Source organism: Pseudomonas sp. Marseille-P9899, from assembly GCF_903166565.1.
Lineage (GTDB): Bacteria > Pseudomonadota > Gammaproteobacteria > Pseudomonadales > Pseudomonadaceae > Aquipseudomonas > Aquipseudomonas huaxiensis.
In genome coordinates this window covers 920148-942413 of sequence record NZ_CAESCG010000001.1, presented here as the reverse complement: position 1 = coordinate 942413, position 22266 = coordinate 920148, and the positions used below count along the sequence as shown (strand labels likewise).

General features: G+C 64.7%; 19 protein-coding genes. 7 read left to right on the top strand and 12 right to left on the bottom strand.

Annotated features, from left to right (window positions below):
- The first annotated feature begins 3 nt into the window (after positions 1-3).
- The 4 genes from HWV67_RS04235 (at position 4) to HWV67_RS04220 (ending at position 4481) form a co-directional block, all read left to right on the top strand.
- Positions 4-1188 (top strand): CaiB/BaiF CoA transferase family protein, encoded by a 1185-nt coding sequence (locus HWV67_RS04235; RefSeq protein ID WP_175650065.1) that lies wholly within the window; start codon positions 4-6, stop codon positions 1186-1188.
- A gap of 21 nt (positions 1189-1209) precedes the next feature.
- Positions 1210-1734, top strand: coding sequence for a gamma carbonic anhydrase family protein (locus HWV67_RS04230; protein ID WP_175650064.1), 525 nt, complete (start codon positions 1210-1212; stop codon positions 1732-1734).
- 77 nt (positions 1735-1811) lie between these two features.
- Positions 1812-3131 (top strand): MFS transporter, encoded by a 1320-nt coding sequence (locus HWV67_RS04225; protein WP_175650063.1) that lies wholly within the window; start codon positions 1812-1814, stop codon positions 3129-3131.
- Between the two features lie 60 nt (positions 3132-3191).
- On the top strand, positions 3192-4481 hold the full coding sequence (locus tag HWV67_RS04220; protein WP_175650062.1) for an OprD family porin: 1290 nt from the start codon (positions 3192-3194) through the stop codon (positions 4479-4481).
- A 197-nt stretch (positions 4482-4678) separates the two neighbouring features.
- Here the strand turns inward: HWV67_RS04220 and HWV67_RS04215 are convergent, their stop codons facing one another.
- Positions 4679-5020, bottom strand: coding sequence for a DMT family transporter (locus tag HWV67_RS04215; RefSeq protein ID WP_095155141.1), 342 nt, complete (start codon positions 5018-5020; stop codon positions 4679-4681).
- A 65-nt stretch (positions 5021-5085) separates the two neighbouring features.
- Positions 5086-6405 (bottom strand): ammonium transporter, encoded by a 1320-nt coding sequence (locus HWV67_RS04210; RefSeq protein WP_175650061.1) that lies wholly within the window; start codon positions 6403-6405, stop codon positions 5086-5088.
- A 404-nt stretch (positions 6406-6809) separates the two neighbouring features.
- Here HWV67_RS04210 and HWV67_RS04205 point away from each other — a divergent pair, with 404 nt between their 5' ends.
- From HWV67_RS04205 to HWV67_RS04195, 3 genes are all read left to right on the top strand, one after another.
- Positions 6810-7463 carry a hypothetical protein gene (locus HWV67_RS04205; protein ID WP_175650060.1) on the top strand — a complete coding sequence of 218 codons (654 nt, stop codon included), beginning with the start codon at positions 6810-6812 and terminating at the stop codon, positions 7461-7463.
- A 214-nt stretch (positions 7464-7677) separates the two neighbouring features.
- The gene (locus HWV67_RS04200; RefSeq protein WP_175650059.1) at positions 7678-9810 is read left to right on the top strand and encodes a TonB-dependent siderophore receptor; all 2133 of its coding nucleotides are present in this window, start codon (positions 7678-7680) and stop codon (positions 9808-9810) included.
- A 275-nt stretch (positions 9811-10085) separates the two neighbouring features.
- Positions 10086-10526 carry an NADAR family protein gene (locus HWV67_RS04195; RefSeq protein ID WP_175650058.1) on the top strand — a complete coding sequence of 147 codons (441 nt, stop codon included), beginning with the start codon at positions 10086-10088 and terminating at the stop codon, positions 10524-10526.
- A gap of 64 nt (positions 10527-10590) precedes the next feature.
- Here the strand turns inward: HWV67_RS04195 and HWV67_RS04190 are convergent, their stop codons facing one another.
- From HWV67_RS04190 to HWV67_RS04145, 10 genes are all read right to left on the bottom strand, one after another.
- Positions 10591-11745: an iron-containing alcohol dehydrogenase gene (locus tag HWV67_RS04190; protein WP_175650057.1), complete on the bottom strand. Its 1155-nt coding sequence runs from the start codon at positions 11743-11745 to the stop codon at positions 10591-10593.
- 10 nt (positions 11746-11755) lie between these two features.
- Complete coding sequence (locus tag HWV67_RS04185; protein WP_175650056.1) at positions 11756-12910, bottom strand: iron-containing alcohol dehydrogenase; 1155 nt, start codon at positions 12908-12910, stop codon at positions 11756-11758.
- A gap of 6 nt (positions 12911-12916) precedes the next feature.
- Positions 12917-13564 carry a branched-chain amino acid ABC transporter ATP-binding protein gene (locus HWV67_RS04180; protein ID WP_175650055.1) on the bottom strand — a complete coding sequence of 216 codons (648 nt, stop codon included), beginning with the start codon at positions 13562-13564 and terminating at the stop codon, positions 12917-12919.
- Entirely contained in the window at positions 13561-14331 is a 771-nt protein-coding gene (locus tag HWV67_RS04175; protein WP_175650054.1) for an ABC transporter ATP-binding protein, read from the bottom strand. Before HWV67_RS04175 ends, HWV67_RS04180 begins: the two co-directional genes overlap by 4 nt.
- On the bottom strand, positions 14328-15287 hold the full coding sequence (locus HWV67_RS04170) for a branched-chain amino acid ABC transporter permease (RefSeq protein WP_110971098.1): 960 nt from the start codon (positions 15285-15287) through the stop codon (positions 14328-14330). Before HWV67_RS04170 ends, HWV67_RS04175 begins: the two co-directional genes overlap by 4 nt.
- Entirely contained in the window at positions 15287-16186 is a 900-nt protein-coding gene (locus tag HWV67_RS04165; RefSeq protein ID WP_110971099.1) for a branched-chain amino acid ABC transporter permease, read from the bottom strand. Before HWV67_RS04165 ends, HWV67_RS04170 begins: the two co-directional genes overlap by 1 nt.
- A gap of 68 nt (positions 16187-16254) precedes the next feature.
- On the bottom strand, positions 16255-17589 hold the full coding sequence (locus HWV67_RS04160; RefSeq protein WP_175650053.1) for an ABC transporter substrate-binding protein: 1335 nt from the start codon (positions 17587-17589) through the stop codon (positions 16255-16257).
- A 27-nt stretch (positions 17590-17616) separates the two neighbouring features.
- Entirely contained in the window at positions 17617-18939 is a 1323-nt protein-coding gene (locus tag HWV67_RS04155; protein ID WP_175650052.1) for an ABC transporter substrate-binding protein, read from the bottom strand.
- 233 nt (positions 18940-19172) lie between these two features.
- Positions 19173-20519, bottom strand: a complete 1347-nt coding sequence (locus HWV67_RS04150) for a sigma-54-dependent transcriptional regulator (protein ID WP_175650051.1) — start codon at positions 20517-20519, stop codon at positions 19173-19175.
- A 7-nt stretch (positions 20520-20526) separates the two neighbouring features.
- On the bottom strand, positions 20527-22254 hold the full coding sequence (locus HWV67_RS04145) for a sensor histidine kinase (RefSeq protein ID WP_175650050.1): 1728 nt from the start codon (positions 22252-22254) through the stop codon (positions 20527-20529).
- Positions 22255-22266: the final 12 nt, after the last annotated feature.

The following is a 22266-nucleotide window of genomic DNA, read 5'->3' as shown; positions in this document are numbered from 1 at the left end:
GCCATGCAACAGTTGCCACTCGACGGTGTGCGCGTCGTGGAAATGTCCCATATGGTCATGGGCCCCACCTGCGGGATGATCCTTGCCGACCTTGGGGCCGAGGTGATCAAGGTCGAACCGCTCAAGGGCGACGGCACCCGGCGCCTGCTCGGTGCCGGCGCCGGGTTCTTCCGCACCTTCAACCGCAACAAGCAGAGCATCGCCGTAGACGTCGAGAGCGCCGAGGGCCGCGACGCGGTCCTCAAGCTGCTGGACAGCGCCGACGTGTTCATCGAAAACTTCAAGCCCGGTCGCATGGACGCCCTCGGTTTCGGCTACGAGGCCCTCAAGCAGCGCAACCCGCAACTGATCTACGCCACCCACAAAGGCTTTCTCGCCGGTCCCTACGACCAGCGCCTGGCCCTCGACGAGGTGGTGCAGATGATGGCAGGCCTGGCGTACATGACCGGTCCGGTGGGTCGCCCCCTGCGTGCCGGCAGTTCAGTCAACGACATCATGGGCGGCATGTTCGGCGCCATCGGCGTGCTCGCCGCGCTGTTCCAGCGTCGGGCTACCGGCCAGGGCCGCGAGGTGCAGAGCGCGCTGTACGAGAACTGCGTGTTGCTGGCCGCCCAGCACATGCAACAGTACGTGGTCACCGGCGAAGCAGCGGCGCCAATGCCAAACCGCATCAGCGCCTGGGCCATCTACGACGTGTTCACGTTCGCCGGCGGCGAGCAGATGTTCGTTGCCGCCACCGGCGACGGCCAGTGGCGCACCCTCTGTACCCTGCTGGGCCAGCAAGAACTGATGAACGACCCGACCTTGGCCAGTAACAACGACCGGGTCCTGCAGCGCCCGCGCCTGTTGTCGCACTTGGCGGAAATCTTCGTCACCGTCGATGCCCAGACCCTGGCGCCACAACTGGAAGCCCACGGCATACCCTTCGCGCCGATCCGCAAGCCCGAGGAACTGTTCGACGACGAGCACCTGCTGCACAGCGGCGGCCTGGCCGACCTGCAACTTGAAGACGGCAGCCACACACGCATGCCGCTACTGCCCTTCTCCCTCGACGGCGAACGGCTGGTGCCGCGCCGGGCCATTGCCCGCATCGGCGAGAACACCCGACAGGTCATGCGCGACCTGGGCTACAGCGACAGCGACATCGCCCGCTTGAGCGATGCCGGCGTGTTGCGCAGCGAACCTTGACCAGACCAAGAGACAATCGACATGGCAATCTACGAATACGACGGCCACCGGCCGGAACTGCACGACAGCGTCTACGTGGCCGAAGACGCGACGGTAATCGGTAAAGTGGTCCTGGGCGAAGGCAGCAGTGTCTGGCCCCAAGCGGTGCTGCGCGGCGACAACGAGCAGATCGAGATCGGCGCCGGCAGTAACGTCCAGGAAGGCGCGGTACTGCACAGCGACCCAGGTTTTCCGCTGCGGGTGGGCAACGACGTCACCCTCGGGCACCAAGTGATGCTGCACGGTTGCAGCATCGGCGACGGCAGCCTGATCGGCATCCAGGCGGTGATCCTCAATGGCGCGGTCATCGGCCACAACTCGGTGGTGGGCGCAGGCGCCGTGGTCACCGAGGGCAAGGTGTTTCCAGACAACTCGCTGATCCTCGGCGCGCCGGCCAAGGTGGTACGCGAACTCACCGACGGGGCGATCAAGGCCTTTCAGGAAAACGCCCGGGACTACGTGACCCGCGCACAGATCCACAAGCGCACCCTGGTGCGCATCGGCTGACCACCGAACCCGGAAAATGACCCAACCGCCGCACACTGGCGGCCACTCTCCGACAATTACAAGAAATGGAGAACACCATGACCACGTCCTCGACGACGCTGGAAATTCCCCGTGCATCTGGGCAAATGAATGAACTGCTGCTGTACCGCCGGGTGGCGTGGCGCATCATGCCGCTGGCGATCATCTGCTTCCTGTTTTCCTATTTCGACCGCATCAACATCAGCTTCGCCAAAACCCAGATGCAGGCCGAACTGGGCCTGAGCGACGCCGCCTACGGCCTGGCCGCGAGCATGTTCTTCATCGGCTATGTGTTGTTCGAAGTGCCCAGCAGTTGGGGCCTGAAGAAGTACGGGGCGCCGGCGTGGATCTGCCGCATCATGATTTCCTGGGGCCTGGCCACTGCCGCGCTGGTGTTCGCCTATACCCAGTACACCCTGTACTTCCTGCGTTTCCTGATCGGCGTGATGGAAGCCGGTTTCGGCCCGGCGATCCTGTTCTACCTGGCGTGCTGGTTTCCCAAGCGCTACCTGGCACGGATCAACGGCCTGTGGTTTCTCGCCGTGCCGCTGGCCGGTGCCATTGGCTCGCCCGTTGCGGGGCTAATTCTGGGCAAGATGAACGGCTTGCTGGGGCTTGCCGGCTGGCACTGGCTGTTTCTGCTCTCGGGCCTGCCCTGTGTGCTGCTGGGCGCGGCGGTGCTGTGGAAGCTGGACAAGGACATCGACTCGGCGAAATGGCTGACGCCGGAAGAAAAGCACCAGCTCAAGGCCAACCTGGAAAACGATCGCGGCAGCGCCAAGGGTGCACACGGCTCGCTCTGGCGGGTGCTGTTCACCCGTGAGGTGGCGGTGTTTGCGATGATCTACTTCGTCGTAAAGAGCGCCGCCTACGGTCTGAATTTCTGGATGCCCAACCTGATCCAGATGTCCGGAGTGAAAGACCTGCTGCTGGTGGGCCTGCTCAGTTCTTCGCCCTATATCGTCGCCTGCATCGGCATGCTGATCGTCACCCGCCACTCCGACCGCACCGGCGAGCGCAAGCGCTACCTGCTTTGGTGCATGGTAGCCTCGGCGCTGGGCTATATCCTGGCCTGCAGCTTCTCCGACAACTCCATTGCCCTGATGCTTGCGCTGGTTCTGGCCACCGCCGGCACCTTCATCGCCATCCCGGTGTTCTGGACCATCCCGCAGTCCACCTTCTCCGGACTGGGTATCGCCACCGGCACTGCGGCGATCAACTCCCTCGGGCAGTTGAGCGGCATCGTCTCGCCGGCGATGGTGGGCTTCGTCAATGACCTCACTGGCGTCAGCTACATGGGCATGCTGTCTATCGTGCCGCTGATCCTCGCCAGCGTCGTGCTGATCGCGCTGTACGTCAAAGACCCGGCCAAGGACTGAGCTTGGCTTCGCCGCGGGCTCTTCGCGGCGAGTTCCATCACCTCCCGACAGGTAACAACAATGACAACCACCACCTACCGGTTGCGCCTCGTCGTGGGCGCTGGCTTGGGCCTCGGCCTGTTCGCCCAGTACGCTTCGGCAGACTTCATCGACGACGGCAAGGGCCGTCTGGAACTCAAGAACTACTACTTCAGTCGCGACTTTCGTGACGGCTTTCCCAACCAGTCGAAGCGTGAGGAATGGGCCCAGGGCTTCTTGCTCAACTGGCAGTCGGGCTTCACCGCCGGCACCGTTGGCCTGGGCCTGGATGCGGTGGCCATGCTTGGCTTGAAGCTGGACTCCGGCCCCGGCCGCTCGGGCACCGGCCTTTTGCAACGGGATTCGGACAACCAGGCAGAGGACGCCTACTCGAAGCTGCTGCTGACCGCCAAGCTGCGCATCGGCAAGACCGATCTGCTCTATGGCGGCCTCAATCCGCAGTTGCCGCTGCTAGCCTCCAACACCAGCCGTCTGCTACCGCAGTATTTCAGTGGCGGGCAACTGATCTCCCGGGACCTGGGGGACTTCACCGTGCATGCCGGTCGGGTCGACAAGGTCAGGCAACGTGACTCCACCGACGCCGAAGACCTCACCACCATGGGCCAGCTCGGCGCCTGGTCGGCCTCGGCACGCAGCGACGGCTACCGCTATGGCGGGGTCGATTACCAGCCGTTCGCCGACCTCACCCTCAGTGCCCATGCCAGCGAACTGGAGGACTTCTACCGACGCACCTTCTTCGGCGTGAAGTACGCCCTGCCGCTGGGGCCAGGCAAGGCATTCAGCGAGGTCCGCTACTTCAGCGCGCGGGACACCGGCGCAAGGCGCATCGGTGAGGTGGACAACCGCGCCCTGAGCAGCAACCTCGGCTACCAGTTTGGCGGGCATCGGCTCAGTGGCGGTTACCAGAAACTGGCGGGAAACACCGCCTATGCCTATGTCGGCGGCAGCGACACTTACCTGTTCAGCGAGCAGCAGGCCTACACCTTCGCCCTGCAGGACGAACGTGCCTGGCATGCCCGCTACGACTACAACTTCGCTAGCCTCGGCGTGCCAGGCCTGACCTTCACTCTGCGCTATGTGAAAGGCGATGGCGTCAATCCCGGTCATGTCGCCACAGGCAAAGCCGCGCGATTGCGGGCGCGGGACGAAGATGGCCGGGAATGGGAGCGCACCACCGACCTCACCTATGTCATCCAGAGCGGCACGCTGAAGAACCTGAGCCTGCGCTGGCGCAACGCTACCGCGCGCTCGAGTGTCCAGGACGGTGTGGATGAGAACCGGGTGATCGTAGCGTACGAGATCGCGTTTTGAACCTTGTGCAGACCGTGTGAAAACCCAAATCAAGCAATCAGTCCGTCAAGGCTGATTGCTTGTAGCGATGTCCAAGCACCCCGAAAAGAACCTCTCAGGCCAGCATCTCGAGCATCCGGGATCAGATCATCCATCGACGCTGGAAACAGGCTGGGTCGCCCAAGATCCAATCGCCGCCAAGCCCCGCAGAGCATCGTTCAAACAGCCTGCCCTTCCCCCACCAGCTTCAACCCGACAATCCCGCCAACAATCATCAACAAGCACAACCCCTTCAACACCCCCAGCGATTCCCCCAGGAACAGGCTGCCATACACCACCGTCCCCAGCGTGCCGATCCCCACCCATACCGCATACGCCAGGCCCAGCGGCAATTCGCGCACCGAGAGGCTCAGCAGGTAGATGCTCAGCGCTAGGAAGAACCCGCAGTACAGGCTCGGCCACAGCCGGGTAAAGCCTTCGGTGCGGGGGATGATCGAGGCGTAGAACACCTCGCACACGCCCGCGAAAATCAGGTAGCCCCATCCATTCAACCCGCCCATCGCACAACTCCCTCGATCCCAATGAAAACGCCGACGCAAGGCGTCGGCGCGGGGTTTTGCAGCTCTCAATTCGAGTATTTGTAGCCCACCTCACCATGGGCGGAGAGGTCCAGGCCATCGACCTCGGCCTCTTCATCAACCCTCAGGCCACCGCACAGCGTCGCCGCCACTTTGAAGGCGATCCAGCTGGTGACCGCCGAAACGCTGATGCTGAACAGGATCGCGCCGGCGTTGATCGACAACTGTTCCATCAGGCCGCGCCCTTCGGCGAAGCCCTGGCCGCCAATCGCCGTCAGGGCAAACACCGGAGTCAGCAGGCCACCCAGAATGCCGGCCACGCCATGCACGCCGAACACATCGAAGGCGTCGTCCAGGCCGATCATCGGCTTGAGTTTGTCCACCGACCAGACGCACACCGGACCTGCGATCAGGCCCAGCAGAATCGCGCCCATGGGCCCGACGTAACCGCACGCCGGGGTGATCGCCACCAGCCCGGCGATGGCGCCGGAGATCGCGCCGAACAGGCTCGGCCGGCCGCGGTGCTGCCACTCGACGAGGATCCAGCCCAGTGCCCCGGCGCAACTGGCGAGCATGGTGTTGACCATCACCAGCATCGCGAAGCCGTTGGCCGCCAGCGCGCAACCGCCGCAGAACCCCAGCCAGCCAACCCACAGCATGCAGCCGCCGGTGAAGGTCATGGTCATGTTGTGCGGCGCCAGCGCCGAGGTGCCGAAACCGCGTCGACGCCCCAACATCCAGGCCCCGACCAGCGCGGCGATACCGACGTTGAGGTGCACCACGTTGCCGCCGGCAAAATCCTGTACACCCAGGTTGAACACCCAGCCGCCACCCCAGGCCATGTGCGCCATGGGGATGTAGTTGATGCTCAGCCAGATCGCCATGAACACCAGCACCGCGCTGAACTTCATGCGCTCGGCGAAAGCGCCGACGATGATCGCCGGGGTGATCGCGGCGAACAGCAGCATGAACAGGAAGTAGAGGTATTCGGGGATGGTGCCGACCACCGTGTCCTTGGTCACACCGCTCATGAACAGCTTGTCGAGGCCGCCGATCACCGCTTGCAGCGAACCGCCGTCGGCGAAGGTCAGGCTGTAGCCATAGACGGCGAACAGCACCGCCATCAGTGACGAGGTGCAGAACACCTGCATCATGATCGACAGCACGTTCTTGCTCCGCGCCATGCCGCCATAGAACAGCGCCAGGCCCGGCAGCATCATCAACAGCACCACCAGCGAGCACAACGCCACGAAGGCGGTGTCGCCACTGTTGATCGCGGGCGGCGCTTCCTCGGCCAGGGCCGCAGTCGCGCTCAACATCATGGAAAGGCCCAAGGTACCGCGGACCACAGGTGAAAACCGGATCATTGCCCACTGCCTCCAATCGATGGGGATGCCTGCACCCCGTGCTTGGATGACGGGTCGGCATTCGGGTGCCTCGGGAAGAGCATCCTTCCACGTGGCTGTTGAGTTGCCCCATGGACAAGGCAATTGGCCTGCCAAGTTCTTCGCGCAGCTTTCATCAAGATTCAAGCAGATGATTTAAAAGACTTTTATTTGAAATTTCGGCGGGAAGACGGTCTTTTTAGTATTTCCCCAAGGGAAAGTTAGTTTCTTTTTGTGCAACTTTTAAGTGCACTTCACCCTGAAGGTGCTTCACTCCGGGCGGCCCGCTTCAGCCTCGTGCACCGCCGCTCAAAATTCCCGAGGCAGCCGAAGAGGCATCACCTTGATATCATTGTCCAAAACCAAGGACTGGAGAGTCTTGAGCAATGACTACGAACGTTGATATCGCCGCCACGCTACACCGTAAATATGGCGTGCTGGTCGAGCCCTCCTCACTGAGCGACGAGGTGGTCCAGCGGCTGGCCAAGAAGATCAACTACCCGCGGATCACGTCCTGGCAAACGTTGAAGGACTGGAGTGACCGGGTGCTCGGCGAAGGCGAGTCCGTGCGTTTTCTGCTTCCGCAGTCGCCAGGCCGCAACACCCATTTCGGCACGCTGCGCTTCCTCAGCGAAGAAGCCCGGGAATTGGTCGAACATATCGCCGAGCGTCAGGTAGACCAGGCGATCGGTCAACTGGAGGAGGCCGAAGAGGACGTCGATTTCGACGATGAAATCGAGGCCGAAGTCGCCGTCTTCGCACCCGGCGCCGCGGAAGTTGAAGCCATTACCTCGAGCGCGCAACGCGGCCTGAATACCTTGCACGCCCTGCTCGAAGAAAGTGACCGCTGGGAACCGGTGATTGCCGCACGCATCGAAGACCTGCTCAAGCAGCACCGCAGCACAGAAGAAGTGGACACGCTGAGCGTGATGAGCGCGCTGCTGGACCAACTGAACAAGCCGATCAAGGCGATCCGCGAACTGAACGAAAAGCGCTCGGCTGACGTAGCCCGTTCGATGGCGCCCGCTGTAAGCAACTAAGCCAAAAAGCCTCCCGCCAGGCCGGCAATCCGGCCTGGCATCTCTACGCTAGAACCGCGTAAGACCCTCTATTCCAAGACATTTTTCTGTCTGATCCATCAAGTTTCCTGGCATACCATCAGTTTAAAAAGTATTTGCAAATGCGAATTACACGCAGATACTATCGCCCGCCTTTCTCGTTGTCCTACAACCTCCCGCCAGGATTTCAAACTCGATGCGTCGCACGATCGTCTCGCTGTGCCTGCTCCACGCCATTCCTTCGCTGGCTTTGGCTGCCCAGTCCCCCGAAAACGCCACCGGCAACGTCCAGCTCGACGCGGTGAACATCAACGCCGACGCCGCCGACTACGAGCGCGCCGACGGTCCGGTGCAAGGCTACAAAGCCACCCGTTCCGCCAGCGCGACGCGCACCGACACGGCGCTACACGAAACCCCGCAATCGATCAGCGTGGTGCCGCGGGATGTGCTGGAAGACACCGCGTCCACCCGCCTGCAGGACGCCCTCGACTACGCCGGCGGCGTGGGCCGGGCCAACAACTTCGGCGGCCAGGGGCTGACCACCGTGACGGTGCGCGGCTTCACCACCGGCGAGTACTACCGCAACGGCTTCCCGATGAACCGCGGCTACCCTAACGCCCCGGACGCCAACAGCGTCGAGCGCCTGGAAGTGATTCGCGGCCCGGCCACCAGCCTGTACGGCCGTGGCGACCCTGGCGGCACCTTCAACGTGGTCAGCAAGCAGCCGCTGCCGGAAACCCGAGTCACCCTCGGCAGCCAGTTCGATGACCAGGGCATGCACCGCGCCACTCTCGATGCCACCGGCCCGCTGAACCAGGACGGCAGCCTCGCCTATCGCCTGAACATCCTCGGCGAAGGCGGCGACAGTTTCCGTGACGATGTCGAGAGCGAGCGCTACGAAGTCGCGCCGGTGCTCAGCTGGCAGGTCAACGACGCCACGAAGATCATCTTCGAAGGCGACTTCATGCGGAACAACCACCCGCTGGACCGCGGCCTGACCCGCTACACCACCCAGACCGGCAGCGCCTCGCGTGACACCAACATCTGGGAAAAAGGCAGCGACAACCTGCTGCACAACGACAACGACATGGCCCAGTTGCGTTTCGAACACGCCCTGAACGACAACTGGACCCTCGGCGGCGGCTTCCAGTGGCTGGACGGCACCTTGCAAGGCAACGCTGTCGAAGCCAACGGCGCGCCGGCGGACGGCCGCACCCTGCAGCGCAACTTCAACTGGCGCAAGCTGGACTGGACCGACCGCGACTACCAACTGAACCTCACCGGCCACTTCGACACCGGCGGCTTCGCCCACACCTTGCTGACCGGCGTGGAGTACGAAGACTACGACTACCAGTCGATCATCCTGCGTTCGGCGACCGCCGCCGGCACTTACCCGATCGATATCTACAACCCGGTGCTGGGCCAGCCGCGCCCGGCCCTGACCCGCACCACCACCCACGACCAGGAAAACCTCAAGACCTGGGCCTACTTCCTGCAGGATCAGGTGGCCCTGACCGAGCGTCTCAAGGCGCTGGCGGGTGTGCGCATCGAACGCTTCGAGCACCACTACGACAACTACCTGCCGGGCACCAAGGGTTGGGAAGCTGCGGAGAACGCGGTGACGCCGCGCTTCGGCCTGATCTACGACCTCACCGACAGCCTCGCGGTCTACGCCAACACCGCGCGCTCGTTCAAGCCCAACAGCGGCGCCAGCCTGCAAGGCGACGGCTTCGAGCCGGAGAAAGGCAAATCCTATGAACTGGGGATGAAGTGGGAAGCGCTGGACCGCCAGCTCAGCGTCGACGGCGCGATCTACCACATCGTCAAGGAAAACGTGCTGACCCGCGACCCGACCGACCCGAACTACAGCATCGCCGCAGGCGAGGTACGCAGCCGCGGCCTGGACCTCAACATCGCCGGCAACCTCACCCCCGAGTGGCGCGTGATCGGTGGCTACGCCTACGTCGATGCCGAAGTGACCAAGGACAACCGCCTGCCGACCGGTACCCGCCTGGCCAACATCCCGCGCAACAGCTTCAGCCTGCTCAACACCTACGAATTCCAGGACGGCGTCGCCAAGGGCCTGGGCCTGGGTGTGGGAGTGAAATACGTCGGCGACCGCAACGGCCAGACCGAAGCCGTGACCTACACCATGGAACGCTACAGCGTGGTGGACCTGTTGAGCTTCTATAAGGTCAACGAGCACGTGCGGCTGAACCTGGATGTGAAGAACGTCTTCAACAAGGGGTATGACGAGGGTGCGTTCAACACCTACGCCTATCCGGGTGCTCCGCGGACAGTGCAGGCGGGGGTTGCGTATACCTTCTGAGTGAGCTGATGACTCACACAAGGTGGTGACCGGTCTCACAATCGAGGCCGGACATCCAGCCTGCGGGAACGGGTTTGTCGGGCGCCGAACCGCAGCGATTGCGCCAGTCCATTCACCCACCGTAGTTGCTCAGCTTCGGTTTTTGCTGTGGCAGATCAGACACAGGTGCCGAAAGCGTTTACCCTGCTTTCCGCAGCCGATGCTCTGAAATCGGGTTTTGCAGAGAATGCCGCGCTGCTATCCTCGGCCCCTCCCGCCATGACGCAAGGACCGACATGCAGATCCTCTTCTACGAAACCGACAAGCCCTACGGTTGCTTCTCGAATTTCTCCCGGCACCCCATCACCCTCGACGACATCCTCTGGCCAACAACGGAACATTATTTCCAGGCCTGCAAGTTCACCGAGCAGGTCGATATCGATGCCGTGCGCGAGGCAAAGACGCCTTTCCTCGCCGCACAGATCGGCCGCGAGCGGCATCGTTCGTTCCGCAGCGATTGGGATCAGGCCCGCGATCCGGTGATGCTGGAAGCCCTGCGCGCCAAGTTCACCCAGCATGCCGACCTGCGTGAAACGCTGCTGGGTACCGGCGATGCGGAACTGGTGGAACACACCAAAAACGACCGGTACTGGGCGGATGGAGGCGACGGCACAGGGAAGAACATGCTCGGCAAGTTGCTGGAGCAGGTTCGGGCCGAGCTGAACCAGACCCATTGATGCCAGATGACGCATACCCTGTGAGAGCTAACTCCCACAGGGTTTTGTGCCAGCCTGAGACGCTTTAGTAGATCCCGCGATAGATCGCTTCGACCTCCTCCACCGTCATATCCCGCGGATTGCTGTCGATCAACCGCTTCAACCCACCGACCACATCCTGCGCCATGCCCCGGATCGAGGCTTCATCGATCCCCAGTTTCGACAACCTCGTCTCCAGCCCGCTATCGCGCACCAGATCCTCGATCGCCCGGACGAACGCCTCCGCCGCTTCCGTCTCGCCGGCAAACACTTCACCCGGCAACAGATGCTCCGCCAACTCGGCATACAGCCGCTGCGCCGCGCTCAGGTTGAAGCGGATCATCGGCGCCATCACCAGCGCATTGGCATGCCCATGGGGGATGTGGAACCGCGCCCCCAGCGGATAGGCCAACCCGTGGATCGCCGCCACCGAAGCGTTGACGAAGGCCATGCCGGCCATCAGTGACCCCTGCAACATCGCTTCCCGCGCCGCGACGTCGCTGCCGTCGGCCAGCACTTTGCGCAGGTTGCCGCCGAGCAGGCGCAGCGCGGTGGTGGCCAGGCCGTCGGAAATGGGGTTCTTGCGGGTGCGGCTGGTATAGGCCTCGATGGCGTGGACCATGGCATCGAGCCCCGTCGCCGCAGTGACCTGGGCCGGCAGGCCGAGGGTCAGTTGCGGGTCGAGCACGGCAACGTCGGGCATCAGTTGCGCCGAGTACACCGCCTGTTTGCGCTGCTGGGCATCGGTGATCACCGACACCCAGGTCACTTCCGAGCCGGTCCCCGCCGTGGTCGGCATCAGCACCAGCGGCAGGCGCTGGCCGCGCGCTTTGTCGGTGCCGTAGAGGTCGGCCAATGGCTGGTCACTGTTGATCAGCAACGCCACCAGCTTGGCTGCGTCCAGCGAGCTGCCGCCGCCAAGGCCAAGCACGCCGTCGGCCTCGAAGGCGCGGCCCTGGCTGACGGCCTGTTCGACCACCGCAGCCGGCGGGTCGGCCACCACCTGGTCGAACACCGCGACGGTGCAGCCCGCCGCTTCCAGCGCGGTGCGGGCCTGATCGGCGAAGCCAAGCTTGACGATGCCGGGGTCGCACACCAGCAGCACGCGACGGGCCGCGAGGCCAGCGAAGACCTGGCCGATGCCCTGCAAGGCACCCGCCTCGCAGACGATACGCGGAACACTTCTGAATTCGTGGTTCATGGCGATTTCCTCACAGCACCGAGGCGTAGATGGCGCGGGCATCTTCCCGGCTGACCGGACGCGGGTTGTTGATCAGCAGGCGCTCGACTTTCATGGCGTCTTCGCTGAGGCGGTCGAGGTCCGCCTCGGTCACGCCCACCTCCGCCAGGCGCTGGGCGAACGGCATGCGTTCCACCAGCGCGGTCATGAAGCCGATAAACGCTTCGCAGGCCTGCGCCGGCGTGTCGAAACGCTGGCCGGGCAGCACGGTCGCGGCCAGTTCGGCGTACAGCGGCTCCGCAGCGCTGCGGTTGAAGTTCAGCACCGGCACCAGCACCAGCGCATTGCTCAGGCCGTGAGGCACATGGAAGTGCCCGCCCAGCGGATAGGCCAGCGCATGCACCGCCGCCACCGGCGCGTTGGCGAACGCCATGCCGGCGAGCATCGAGCCGAGCAGCATGTCAGAGCGCGCCTGCAGGTCGCCCGGCTCGGCCAGCACCCGATCAAGGTTGCCGCCCAACAGGCGCAGGGCCTGCAAGGCCAGGCCGTCGGACAGCACGTTTTTCTTGTGTTTGCTGGTGTAGGCCTCGATGGCGTGAACCATGGCGTCGACGCCGGTCATGGCGCTGACCGCCGCCGGCAGGCCAACCGTCAGGCGGGCATCGAGCAAGGCGATGTCCGGGTAGAGCAAGGCGCTGACCACGCCTTTCTTCTCGTGGCTGGGGGTGGTGACGATGGCCACGGCGGTGACTTCCGAGCCGGTGCCGGCCGTGGTCGGCACCTGAATCAGCGGCAGGCGCGGGCCCTTGGCCAGGTTGATGCCGTAGATGTCGGTCAGTACCTGCTCATGACCGCAGAGCAGCGCCACCAGCTTGGCGGTGTCCAGCGAACTGCCGCCGCCCAGGCCAATCACCGCCTGGGCACCGCAGTTGCGCCCCGCCGCTACGGCGTCGAGCACCGAGGCTTCAGGCGGGTCGGCCTGGACGTCGCTGTACAGGGTCACTTCAACCCCGGCGTCGCGCAGCGCCTGCATCGGCGCCTCCAGCAGGCCGGCGCGTTGCAGACCCGGGTCGCTGACCAGCAGCACGCGTTCAGCACCGAGTTCGCGGCACAGTGCGCCGAGGCGCAAGGCGCCATCGACTTCGCAGATCACCCGTGGCGTGGTTTCAAAGGTAAAGGTCGACATGGCTTTTTATCCTGCTCGCACGCTGCCGCGTTCGATGCGGTAGACGGCATCGACCAGGTCAGCGGAATGGGTGTCATCGGATTCGGAGATCAGCACGCACAGGCCTTCCTGTCCGAGCTGGGCGATCACTTCGCTGAGGCGCCGGGACAGCACCGGCGCCACGCCCTCGAACGGCTCGTCGAGGATCAGCAGGCGGTTGCCCGGCATCAGCGCCCGGGCCAGGGCCACCAATTTCTGCTGGCCGCCGGACAACTGCATGGCGCGGCGATCGCGGAACTGGGCAATTTCCGGGATCAGGCCGTAGACCCACTCCAGGCGCTCGGCGCTGCCCGGCAGCTTGTTGGCCCACACCGGCAGCAGGATGTTTTCTTCCACGGTCAGCGCCGGGATCAGCCGGCGGTCTTCCGGCAGGTAGCTGATCCCCGCCGCCGCACGCTCGTGACCGGGCTGTGCGCAGAGGTCGTTGCCGGCGAAACGGATCGAGCCGGAGGTGGCGTCGAGCAGGCCCATGAGGGTGCGGATCAGGGTGGTCTTGCCGGCGCCGTTGTGGCCGATCAGGCCGACCATCTGCCCGGCACCGACGTCCAGCGAGACGTCGTGCAGGATCGGCACCGATTCGATGGCGACATTGAGGTTGCGAATTTCCAGGCTCATGCGGTTGCCCCTTTGTGTGCCCGCTGGCCGCCGGTAACCAGTTCCTGGACCCGGGCGTTGGCCAATACCGTTTGCGGCGGGCCGTCGGCCAGCACTTCACCGCTGTAGAACGCGAGGATCCGCGACACGTAGCGGCGCACCACGTCCATGTCGTGCTCGACGAACAGCACGGTGACCTGATGCCGCGACACCACCTGCATCACGGTGTCCATCAACTGGGTCTTTTCCTCGGCGCTGACGCCGCTGGTGGGTTCGTCGAGCAGGAGCATCTGCGGGTCGCCAATCAGCGCCATGGCGATATCGATCAGCTTGCGCACGCCTTGCGGCACCGCGGTGACCTTGCTGTCGCGCCAGGTGAGGATGCTGAACTCGCTGAGAATCGCCTCGGCGCGGACGATCCGTGCGTCATTGCGCAGCGGTCGCAGCAGCGACGGGAACGGCGATTCGGCGGCGGCCAGGGCGATCAGCAGGTTGTCCAGCACAGTCAGTTCGGGGAACAACTGGGCGACCTGGAACGAGCGGGCCATGCCGGCGCGGGTGATCGCCCGCGGCGTGCGGCCGATGATCGACTGACCGTTGAAGAGGATTTCGCCCCGGCTCGGCTTGAGGTAGCCGGTCACCATGTTGATGAAGGTGGTCTTGCCGGCGCCGTTGGAGCCGATCACCCCCACCACTTCGCCCTTGCTGATGCTGACGTTGACGTCCTTGGCGGCGGTAACCGCGCCGAATTCCTTGTACAGCCCACGGGTTTCGAGAATGCAGCTCATGCCTTGGCCTCCACTGCCTTGGCCCGGCGGGCCTGACCACTGAACAGGCTCCACAAGCCCTTGGGTAGGAACACGATGATCGCCAGCAAGGTGATGCCGAGGATCATCTGCCAGCTATGCGGCACCAGCTCGATGGCGTAGGTGCGCACCACGGCGAACAGCACCGCCGCGATGATCGGCGCCGCCACGTGGGCCGTGCCGCCGAGCAAGGCGATGAAGACGAACTCGCCGGAGGTGATCCAGTAGGCCATTTCCGGGTCGATGTGCCCGGCGGCCAGGGCCATGAAACCGCCGCCCAGCGCCGATACCCCGGCGGCAGCAACGTAGTTCATGTACAGCACCCAGCGCGGCGACTGGCCGAGGTACTCGACCCGCACTTCGTTTTCGCGGATTGCCTCGCACATCGCCCCGGCGCTGCTGCGGCCGTAGCGGTGCAGCAACACGGCGAGCACCGCGCTGACCGCAACGATGATGACGAACAGCGCCAGCGGCGCCTGGCCTGACGCCGGGCTCCAGCCAAACAGGGTCCAGGCCTTGACGTTGAAGCCGTCGGTGCTGCCCAGGGCCGGGCTTTTCACCAACATGCCGTAGAGGATCATCGAGAACGCCAGCGACAGCATGGCGAAGAAGATCTCGCGGTAGCGGGTCATCAGCAGGCCGAGGATCATCGCCAGCGCCACGGCGGCGGCGACACCGATCAGCAGCAGGGTCGGCAGATCACTGATGTTGAGAAAGTGGCCGCTCATGCCCACGGCATAGCCACCGATGCAGAAGTACAGGCCCTGGCCAAAGGTCACCAGGCCGGCGCGCATTTGCATCACCACCCCTTGCACCACCATCGACTTGGCCAGCGCCATGGTCAGCAGGAATACCAGCCATTGCGGCGCGATCAGGCCGCTGAGGGCGAGCAGCACGGCGACGCCCAGCAGAATCAGTTCGGTTTTATCCAGGCGCATCAGATTTTCCTCGCAAGCACGCGGCCGAACAGCCCCTGCGGACGCACCGCGAGGACCAGCGCCATCACGCCATAGATCACGAATAGTTCGAATTGCGGCGCGTAGTGCACCGCCGCCGCGCGGCTCAGGCCCACCAGCAAGGCGCCGAGGGCGGCCCCTTCGATGCTGCCCATGCCGCCAATCACCACCACGGCGAAGGCCAGCACGATGATTTCCACGCCGATGCCGGGGGCGACGGAAATCGCCGGGGCGGTCAGCGCGCCTGCCAGGGTGCCGAGCACCGTGCCGAGCACGAACACCAGGGTGAACACCCGGCGCACGTTGACGCCCATGGCCAGGGCCACTTCGCGGTCATGAATCACCGCGCGCAGCACCTTGCCCTGGTGAGTGCGCTCCAGCCACAGCCACAGGCTCAGGCCAAGCACCAGCGAAACGCCCACCAGCATCAGGTCGTAATTGGAGACTTTCAGCCCGGCCAGCACGCTGCGGCCCATTTCCGCGTAAGGCTGGTAGGCAAAGTACGGATTGACGCCCCAGATCATCTTCATGGCGTCTTCGAGAATCAGCAGCAGCGCGTAGGTGATGATCACCATCAGCACTTCATCGCGGCCGTACATGAAGCGCAGCAGGCCGCGCTCGATCAGCAGGCCGACCACAAGGCCTGCGGCCAGCGCGCAGCCGAGCATCATCAGGTAGCCGATCCAGACCGGCCCGACCCCGTTGTTGAAATACCAGCCCACCAGCGAGGCGGCGGCATAGGCGCCGATCGCATAGAAACTGCCATGGGCCATGTTCAGGATGCGCATGACACCGTAGATGACGGTGAGCCCCGCCGCGACCAGAAACAGCCACGAGGCATAGATGGCGCCGTCGATCAGCACCGCGTAAAGACTCAGCATAAGTGTGTCCCAGGCAAGAGTGGCGGCCAGGACCGGCCGCCACGATCAGTCAGGTGTGGGCAATGCGATCAGTTGCACTGCGCGCCAGGGAAACCGGCCTTGATCCACTCATGGGCGGTGGTGCCGTCCGGTGGCGTCACGCACTCGCCGGAGAAGGCGATGACGTTCTGCACGCTGCCTTTCTTGCTGGCCGCGTCGTAGTGGTATTCACCGTAGGCGATGCCCTGCATGGCCTGGTGACCGCCAGCGCGAGCCATTTGCACGGTGCCAGAGACCGATTCAAACGTGGCGCCCTTGAACGCCTTGGCGATTTCCAGCGGCGCAGGGATCTTGCCAGCCTCGACCTTGGCGTTTTCCGCGGCGAATTTCAGGCCGAGGATGGCCTGGGCCATCTTGCTTGCCGGGTAGGTCGGCGCTGCTTTGTAGGCCGACTGATAAGCCTCGGTGAACCAGTTATTCAGTGGGTTTTCCGGGGCGAAGGCGCCGAACGGGCCACGGCCGCCGATGATCATGCCGTTGGGTGCCTGGTCCTTGTAGCGGGCCAGGGCCGATTCGCCGCAGGTCAGCACGGCGGTGGCGTCTTCCAGCAGGCCGCGGGAGTTGGCCTGGAGCACCAGGGCCTCCATGTCGCCGCCCCAGAAGCTGGAGTGGATGATTTCCGGACGCTTGACCGACAGCGCCGAGATTTCCGCGCCGTACTGGCCCTGGAACACCTTGGGCATCTGCGATTCGACCACCTGGCTCTTCGGCATGACCTGGGCCATGGACAAGGTGAAGTCGTTCCAGCTGTCCTGGCCCCAGGCGTAGTTCTGCTGGATGCCGCCGACGCGCACGGCGTCCGGACGGATCTTGGCCAGGTAACGGGCGGCGCCGATGTTGTCGACGGCGGCGTCGAGGCTGGTGCGGAAGACGAATTGCGGAGTCTTGTCTTCGCTGAACAGTTGCGAGGTGCCGCAATCGTAGAACACGGTCATCGCGCCCAGCTCTTCGGCCACCGGCGCGATCGCCAGGCAGTCGCCGGACGAGATGTAGCCGACCACCGCATCGACCTTCTGCCGCTGCACCAGGTTGCGGAATTCTTCCACCTGTTTGGCGGCACCACCGGCCTCATCGATCATCACGATTTCGATCTCGGCGCCATTGATGCCCAGCTTGTCGTAAGGCGCGGGCAGCTTGCCCTGGTTGAGGCCTTCCACCAGCACCTTGGCGGCATTGGCCGACGGCTCGCCGAACGGACCAGCCGCCGGGCCGGAGAGGAAGGTCACCACGCCGATGCGGAACTTGCCGTTCTCGGCGGCAACGGTTGCGCCAGTGAAGACAGTGGACATCCCCGCTGCGGCGATCGCCAAAGCCAGGGGCAGTGCTTTACGGTGTTGCGGGACGCTTTTCTTATAGTTGTTCATGGTCATTTCCATTACGGGTTTACAGGTCTAGGGGGCATGCCCCTGGGGATTACGGGTGTTCTGGGCTTGCCGGCGCATGCGCACGGCCGGGTCGGGCAACAGGTCCTGGGCCGAATACACCGACCACTCGCCGAGCATCAGTTGCGCCGGCGGGTAATCGTCGTTGCGCACTGGCGTGCCGATGGCCTGGGTCTGCTGGATCTGGTGGGTCAGCGGGTCGATGCGCGAGACAAAGCCAGGCGGGTCTTCCGGCAAGGCGATTTCCAGGCCTTCGAGGGCGTTGACCAGCGACTCGGTGTCGGTGGCGCCGCCGGCCTTCTCGCTGGCCTTGGCCAGCACCATCACGCCGGTGTAGGCGCCTTCGGCGGCGTAGGTCGGGTAGCGCCCGGTCAGGGTGTGGAAGCGCTCGACGAACGAACGGTTGCGCGGCGTCTGCGGCCAGTTGTTATGGTGCCGCGCCGAGAGGATCAACCCCGGCGGCGCCTTGTCGCCGAGGGCGACGAGAAAGTCGTAGTTGCCGCCGGTGTCGAAGTTGGCCAGGCGCGAGGTTTCGAACAGCCGGGTGCCAGCGGCCTGCTTGACGAAGGCGTGGAAATCGCCGCCCCACAGGGCCGAGACAATGATGTCGGGCCTGGCCTGCTCCAGTGCGGCGATATAGGCCGAGTAGTCCGGTTCGTAGAGGCGCGGCCAGAGTTCGGTGACGTCCTCGAACGCCACGCCCAGTTGCCGAAGCGCTTCGTGCAGGTCGTCCCGCGAGACATGGCCGTATTCGTAGTCGGGGCCGATAAACGCCAGACGCTTCCAGCCGGTTTTCGCCTGCAGCGCCTTGAGGTAATGGGCGCCGGCAGCCATGGACGTCCAGGTGTCGTTGGTGACGCGGAAGTAATAGCGGTGGCCGTTTTCCAGGGTCATGCGCGACGAGGCGTGGTCGGTGCCGATCATCAGCACCTTCTCTTCACGGGCCAGTTGGCTCACCGCGATCGCCACCCCGGACGACACCATGCCGCACAGCACCTGCACGCCGTCCTTGCGAATGAAGGACCGGGCCAGGCTGGTGCCGTAAGAGGCCTTGGACTGGTCGTCGTCGATGATCACGCGCATGCGAGGCACCTGCTGCCCGGCTTCGCGCTGGGCCTGCAACTCGCCCAAGGCGACCTGAATCCCGGCGATGCTGTCCTGGCCGTAGATCGCTGCCCGCTCGGTCATCGGGTATAGGCAGCCGAGGGTCAGGTCGGCGTGCGCGGCGGCCGCGCCCAGCTCGACGCGGCCGGCCTGAGCATTGCCGACAGGGGCAAGCAGCAGGCCGCTCAGGGCGATAACGGTGGGCAGGTGGGAAAACGGCAGTTGCATAGAATCCCTTTTGGGGCGTTCGTGGACGCCCTCTTGTCAGTTTGCGAAATGGGTTATCGCAAAGGCTGTGCCAGCCTCTGCGCGAACGTGCATAAGAAACCGCCAAAGCGCTCTGGAACAAGGCTTTTCGCGGTGTTGTGTGACGTATTCGATGCGCCGCGGCGAGGTCTGCCGCGACGCTTGGGGAGAGAGGTTGAGCGGCTTGCGCTCAGTGCGCGCGAGCGGTTGAGCGGTTAGCGCTCATCGCCCCGCTCGATGCCCAGGCGCTGCAAACGGCGCTTGAGCGCATGCCGGGAAATCCCCAGCAGGTCGGCGGCCAGGCCCTTGTGGCCGGCGCTGCGGCTGAGGGCATCGTTGACCAGTTCACGCTCGGCGCGTTCGAGTTGGTCGTCCAGCGCCGACAGCGAGGTGGGTGCGGGCTCGCTCGCTTGCAGGTGCGCAGGAAGCTGGGCGGCGCTGATCGCCTGGCCCGGCAGCAGGATGGTCAGGCGCTCGATCAGGTTCTTCAGTTCGCGCACATTGCCCGGCCAGCGATGCCGCACCAGCGCGGCGGCGGCATCGGCCTGGAGGTCGATGGGCGCGGCCTTTTCCTCACGGGCCTGGCGCGCGGCGAAGTGCCGGGCCAACAGCAGCAGGTCGTCGCCGCGCTCGCGCAGCGCCGGAATGTCGATGGTGATGACATTGAGGCGGTAGAACAGGTCTTCGCGGAAACGGCCTTGGCGCACATCGTCGGCGAGGTCGCGGTTGGTCGCCGCCACCACCCGCACATCGGCGCTGCTGGCTTGACTCGCGCCCACTGCGCGGTAACTGCCGTTCTCCAGGAAGTGCAGCAGCTTGGCCTGCAGGGCCAGCGGCAGTTCGCCGATCTCGTCGAGAAACAGCGTGCCGTTGTTGGCCTGGGTCACCAGACCGACGCGCTTCTGATGGGCCCCGGTGTACGAGCCCTTTTCCGAACCGAACAGTTCGGCTTCGATCAGTTGCTCCGGCAGCGCCGCGCAGTTGACCTCGATAAACGGGTGCGCGGACCGCGCGCTGTTGGCATGCAGCGCCTGGGCCACCAGGGTTTTGCCGGTGCCGGACTCGCCCAGTAGCAGGATTCGCGTGGCCGAGCTATTGGCGATCCGTTGCACCGCCGCTTGCAGGCCGCGCATCGCCGGGCTCTGCCCGAGCAAGGCGCCCTGCTCCGCGACCGCCATCTCGTCGCTGGCCGGCACCGCGAGGGTGTTGTGGATGGTCGCCAGCAGGTCGTCCAGTTCGAACGGCTTGGTCAGGTAATCGGTGGCGCCGCCCTTCACTGCCTGCACTGCGGCGCGGGTGTCGCCGTGAGCGGAAATCATGATCACCGGCAGGTCCGGCCGGCATTTGCGCAGGCCTTCGAGGGTGGCGATGCCGTCCATCCCCGGCAGGCCCAGGTCGAGCAGGACGATATCGACGTCTACCTTGCTGTCGGCCAGCAGCGCCAACGCCGCCTCGCCGCTGTAGACCGCGCGGGGCTGCATGCCTTCGCCGCGCAGGGCGTAGCTCAGGGAGCGCACCAGCGCTTCTTCGTCATCGACGATCAGTACATGTATTTCAGGCATCGGTCGCTCACTTCAGATAGATCGCTGCGGGCGTGGGGAAATCCAGGGTCACCACAGTGCCCTCGCCCGGGGTACTCGCGAGCTCCATTCGCGATGCATTGGCTTCCAGCAGTTGTTGGCAGATGCTCAGGCCCAGCCCGGTGCCGCGGGCTTTCAGGGTGAAAAACGGTTGGCGCACCTGCTGCAGCGTGGCCTCGGGAATGCCGCAGCCCTGATCGGCCACGGTCACGCAGACCCGCTCGGCCCAGGCCTGGCCGACGATGGCGACGCCCTGCCCCGGCGCGCTGGCTTCCACGGCGTTGAGGCAGAGGTTGAGCAGGATCTGCTGCGCCTGGTCCGGGTCGACCCACAAGCGCAGACCGGTTTTGCAAGTGACGGAAAATCTGATGCCCTTGGCGTCGGCCTCGGGCGCGATCAGCCGCGCCGTGCGCTCGAACAGCGCCGCCAGGCCCACCACCTGCGGGTTGGCCGGGTGTGGCCGGCCGTATTCGAGCAGGTCGCTGGTGACGTGGGACAGCCGATCGATTTCCTGGCACAGGTCGCTCAGCAACAGGCGCCGTTCGGCTTCCTGTTCGCGGCGCAGCAAGGCTTGCACGGTGGTTTTCATGGTCGCCAGCGGGTTGCGCACCTCATGGGCCACGCCGGTGGCGAAGGTGCCGAGCACCGCGAGGTTTTCCGAGCGCACGGTGCGCTCCATGACGTCGGCCAGGCGCCCGGCCATGACATTGAAGGCCCGCGTCACCCGGCCAATTTCGTCGTTGTGGGTCTGTTCCGGCAGGCGATAACCGAGGTCGCCCGAGGACAGTTGATGCGCGCCGTCCACCAGCGTGCCGACCCGCGCGCGCAACTGCCGCGACAGGGTGAAAAACACGATCAGGATGAAACCGATAAACCCGACCGCCGCCAGGTACAGCCACCAGCGGGCGTCGTCCAGCGGCTTGAGCACGGCGTCGGGCTGGACGCTGAAAACCACCTGCCAGCCGGGCAGGATCACCGGGCCTTCGCGCCAGTCGGCGGGGGCGTCGACCTGGCGCCCGGTGGCATCGATAAAGGCCCCGCCGGGCACCCGCAGCAGCGGCGTGACCACCCCGCCCAGGCCGGAACTGACCAACAGTTCGGTGACCGACGCCAGGCGCAGGTGCAGGCCGATGCGCACGCGGTGATCGGTCCGGCCATTGCGGATGGTCTTGCGGATCAGCAGCCAGCCGGAGCGTCCGGCCTGGGGCGTGACCGGGCCGATCACTTCGATATCGCCGACCATCTGCCGCGGCAGACCGTCGAGCGACCAGCCCTCACGGCCCCAGTACGGCGCTCCCGAGGCGGCCTGTCCGGGCATCACCTTGAGCAGGCGTTCGTTCTCGTCGAAAAACAGCACGCCGTAGAGAAACGGCAGCTCGCCTTCGAGCTTGAGCAGCGCGTCGACATCGCCGGCCGGGTGCGCCTGGTCGGCAATGAAATCCGGCATGTTGGGATGATTGGACAGGGCCGAGAGCTGGTAGAAACGGTCGTCGAGAAACGACGACACTCGGTTCGCCGTGGACAGCGCCTGGGCATCGAGGCGTTCGCCGGTCAGGCGGTTGAGCAGGTCCTTGGCGAGCTGTTCATAGAGCACGGCCAGGGCGATCAGCGCGACGCTCATCACCACGATGGACAACAAGGTATAGCGCGCTACCAGGCTGCGGCGCGGGCGAGCAAGCCGTCGCCAGAAGGCGCTGGCGGGGAATTCGATATCCATGGGATTTGTAAT

What these genes read in the sequence shown, in the direction of transcription:
- HWV67_RS04165 (WP_110971099.1), bottom strand. Translation starts at nt 16,186, where the DNA reads ATGCTGAGTCTTTACGCGGTGCTGATCGACGGCGCCATCTATGCCTCG.
- HWV67_RS04230 (WP_175650064.1), top strand. Translation starts at nt 1,210, where the DNA reads ATGGCAATCTACGAATACGACGGCCACCGGCCGGAACTGCACGACAGC.
- HWV67_RS04235 (WP_175650065.1), top strand. Translation starts at nt 4, where the DNA reads ATGCAACAGTTGCCACTCGACGGTGTGCGCGTCGTGGAAATGTCCCAT.
- HWV67_RS04195 (WP_175650058.1), top strand. Translation starts at nt 10,086, where the DNA reads ATGCAGATCCTCTTCTACGAAACCGACAAGCCCTACGGTTGCTTCTCG.
- HWV67_RS04145 (WP_175650050.1), bottom strand. Translation starts at nt 22,254, where the DNA reads ATGGATATCGAATTCCCCGCCAGCGCCTTCTGGCGACGGCTTGCTCGC.
- HWV67_RS04215 (WP_095155141.1), bottom strand. Translation starts at nt 5,020, where the DNA reads ATGGGCGGGTTGAATGGATGGGGCTACCTGATTTTCGCGGGCGTGTGC.
- HWV67_RS04170 (WP_110971098.1), bottom strand. Translation starts at nt 15,287, where the DNA reads ATGCGCCTGGATAAAACCGAACTGATTCTGCTGGGCGTCGCCGTGCTG.
- HWV67_RS04175 (WP_175650054.1), bottom strand. Translation starts at nt 14,331, where the DNA reads ATGAGCTGCATTCTCGAAACCCGTGGGCTGTACAAGGAATTCGGCGCG.
- HWV67_RS04225 (WP_175650063.1), top strand. Translation starts at nt 1,812, where the DNA reads ATGACCACGTCCTCGACGACGCTGGAAATTCCCCGTGCATCTGGGCAA.
- HWV67_RS04205 (WP_175650060.1), top strand. Translation starts at nt 6,810, where the DNA reads ATGACTACGAACGTTGATATCGCCGCCACGCTACACCGTAAATATGGC.
- HWV67_RS04200 (WP_175650059.1), top strand. Translation starts at nt 7,678, where the DNA reads ATGCGTCGCACGATCGTCTCGCTGTGCCTGCTCCACGCCATTCCTTCG.
- HWV67_RS04190 (WP_175650057.1), bottom strand. Translation starts at nt 11,745, where the DNA reads ATGAACCACGAATTCAGAAGTGTTCCGCGTATCGTCTGCGAGGCGGGT.
- HWV67_RS04155 (WP_175650052.1), bottom strand. Translation starts at nt 18,939, where the DNA reads ATGCAACTGCCGTTTTCCCACCTGCCCACCGTTATCGCCCTGAGCGGC.
- HWV67_RS04180 (WP_175650055.1), bottom strand. Translation starts at nt 13,564, where the DNA reads ATGAGCCTGGAAATTCGCAACCTCAATGTCGCCATCGAATCGGTGCCG.
- HWV67_RS04185 (WP_175650056.1), bottom strand. Translation starts at nt 12,910, where the DNA reads ATGTCGACCTTTACCTTTGAAACCACGCCACGGGTGATCTGCGAAGTC.
- HWV67_RS04220 (WP_175650062.1), top strand. Translation starts at nt 3,192, where the DNA reads ATGACAACCACCACCTACCGGTTGCGCCTCGTCGTGGGCGCTGGCTTG.
- HWV67_RS04160 (WP_175650053.1), bottom strand. Translation starts at nt 17,589, where the DNA reads ATGAACAACTATAAGAAAAGCGTCCCGCAACACCGTAAAGCACTGCCC.
- HWV67_RS04210 (WP_175650061.1), bottom strand. Translation starts at nt 6,405, where the DNA reads ATGATCCGGTTTTCACCTGTGGTCCGCGGTACCTTGGGCCTTTCCATG.
- HWV67_RS04150 (WP_175650051.1), bottom strand. Translation starts at nt 20,519, where the DNA reads ATGCCTGAAATACATGTACTGATCGTCGATGACGAAGAAGCGCTGGTG.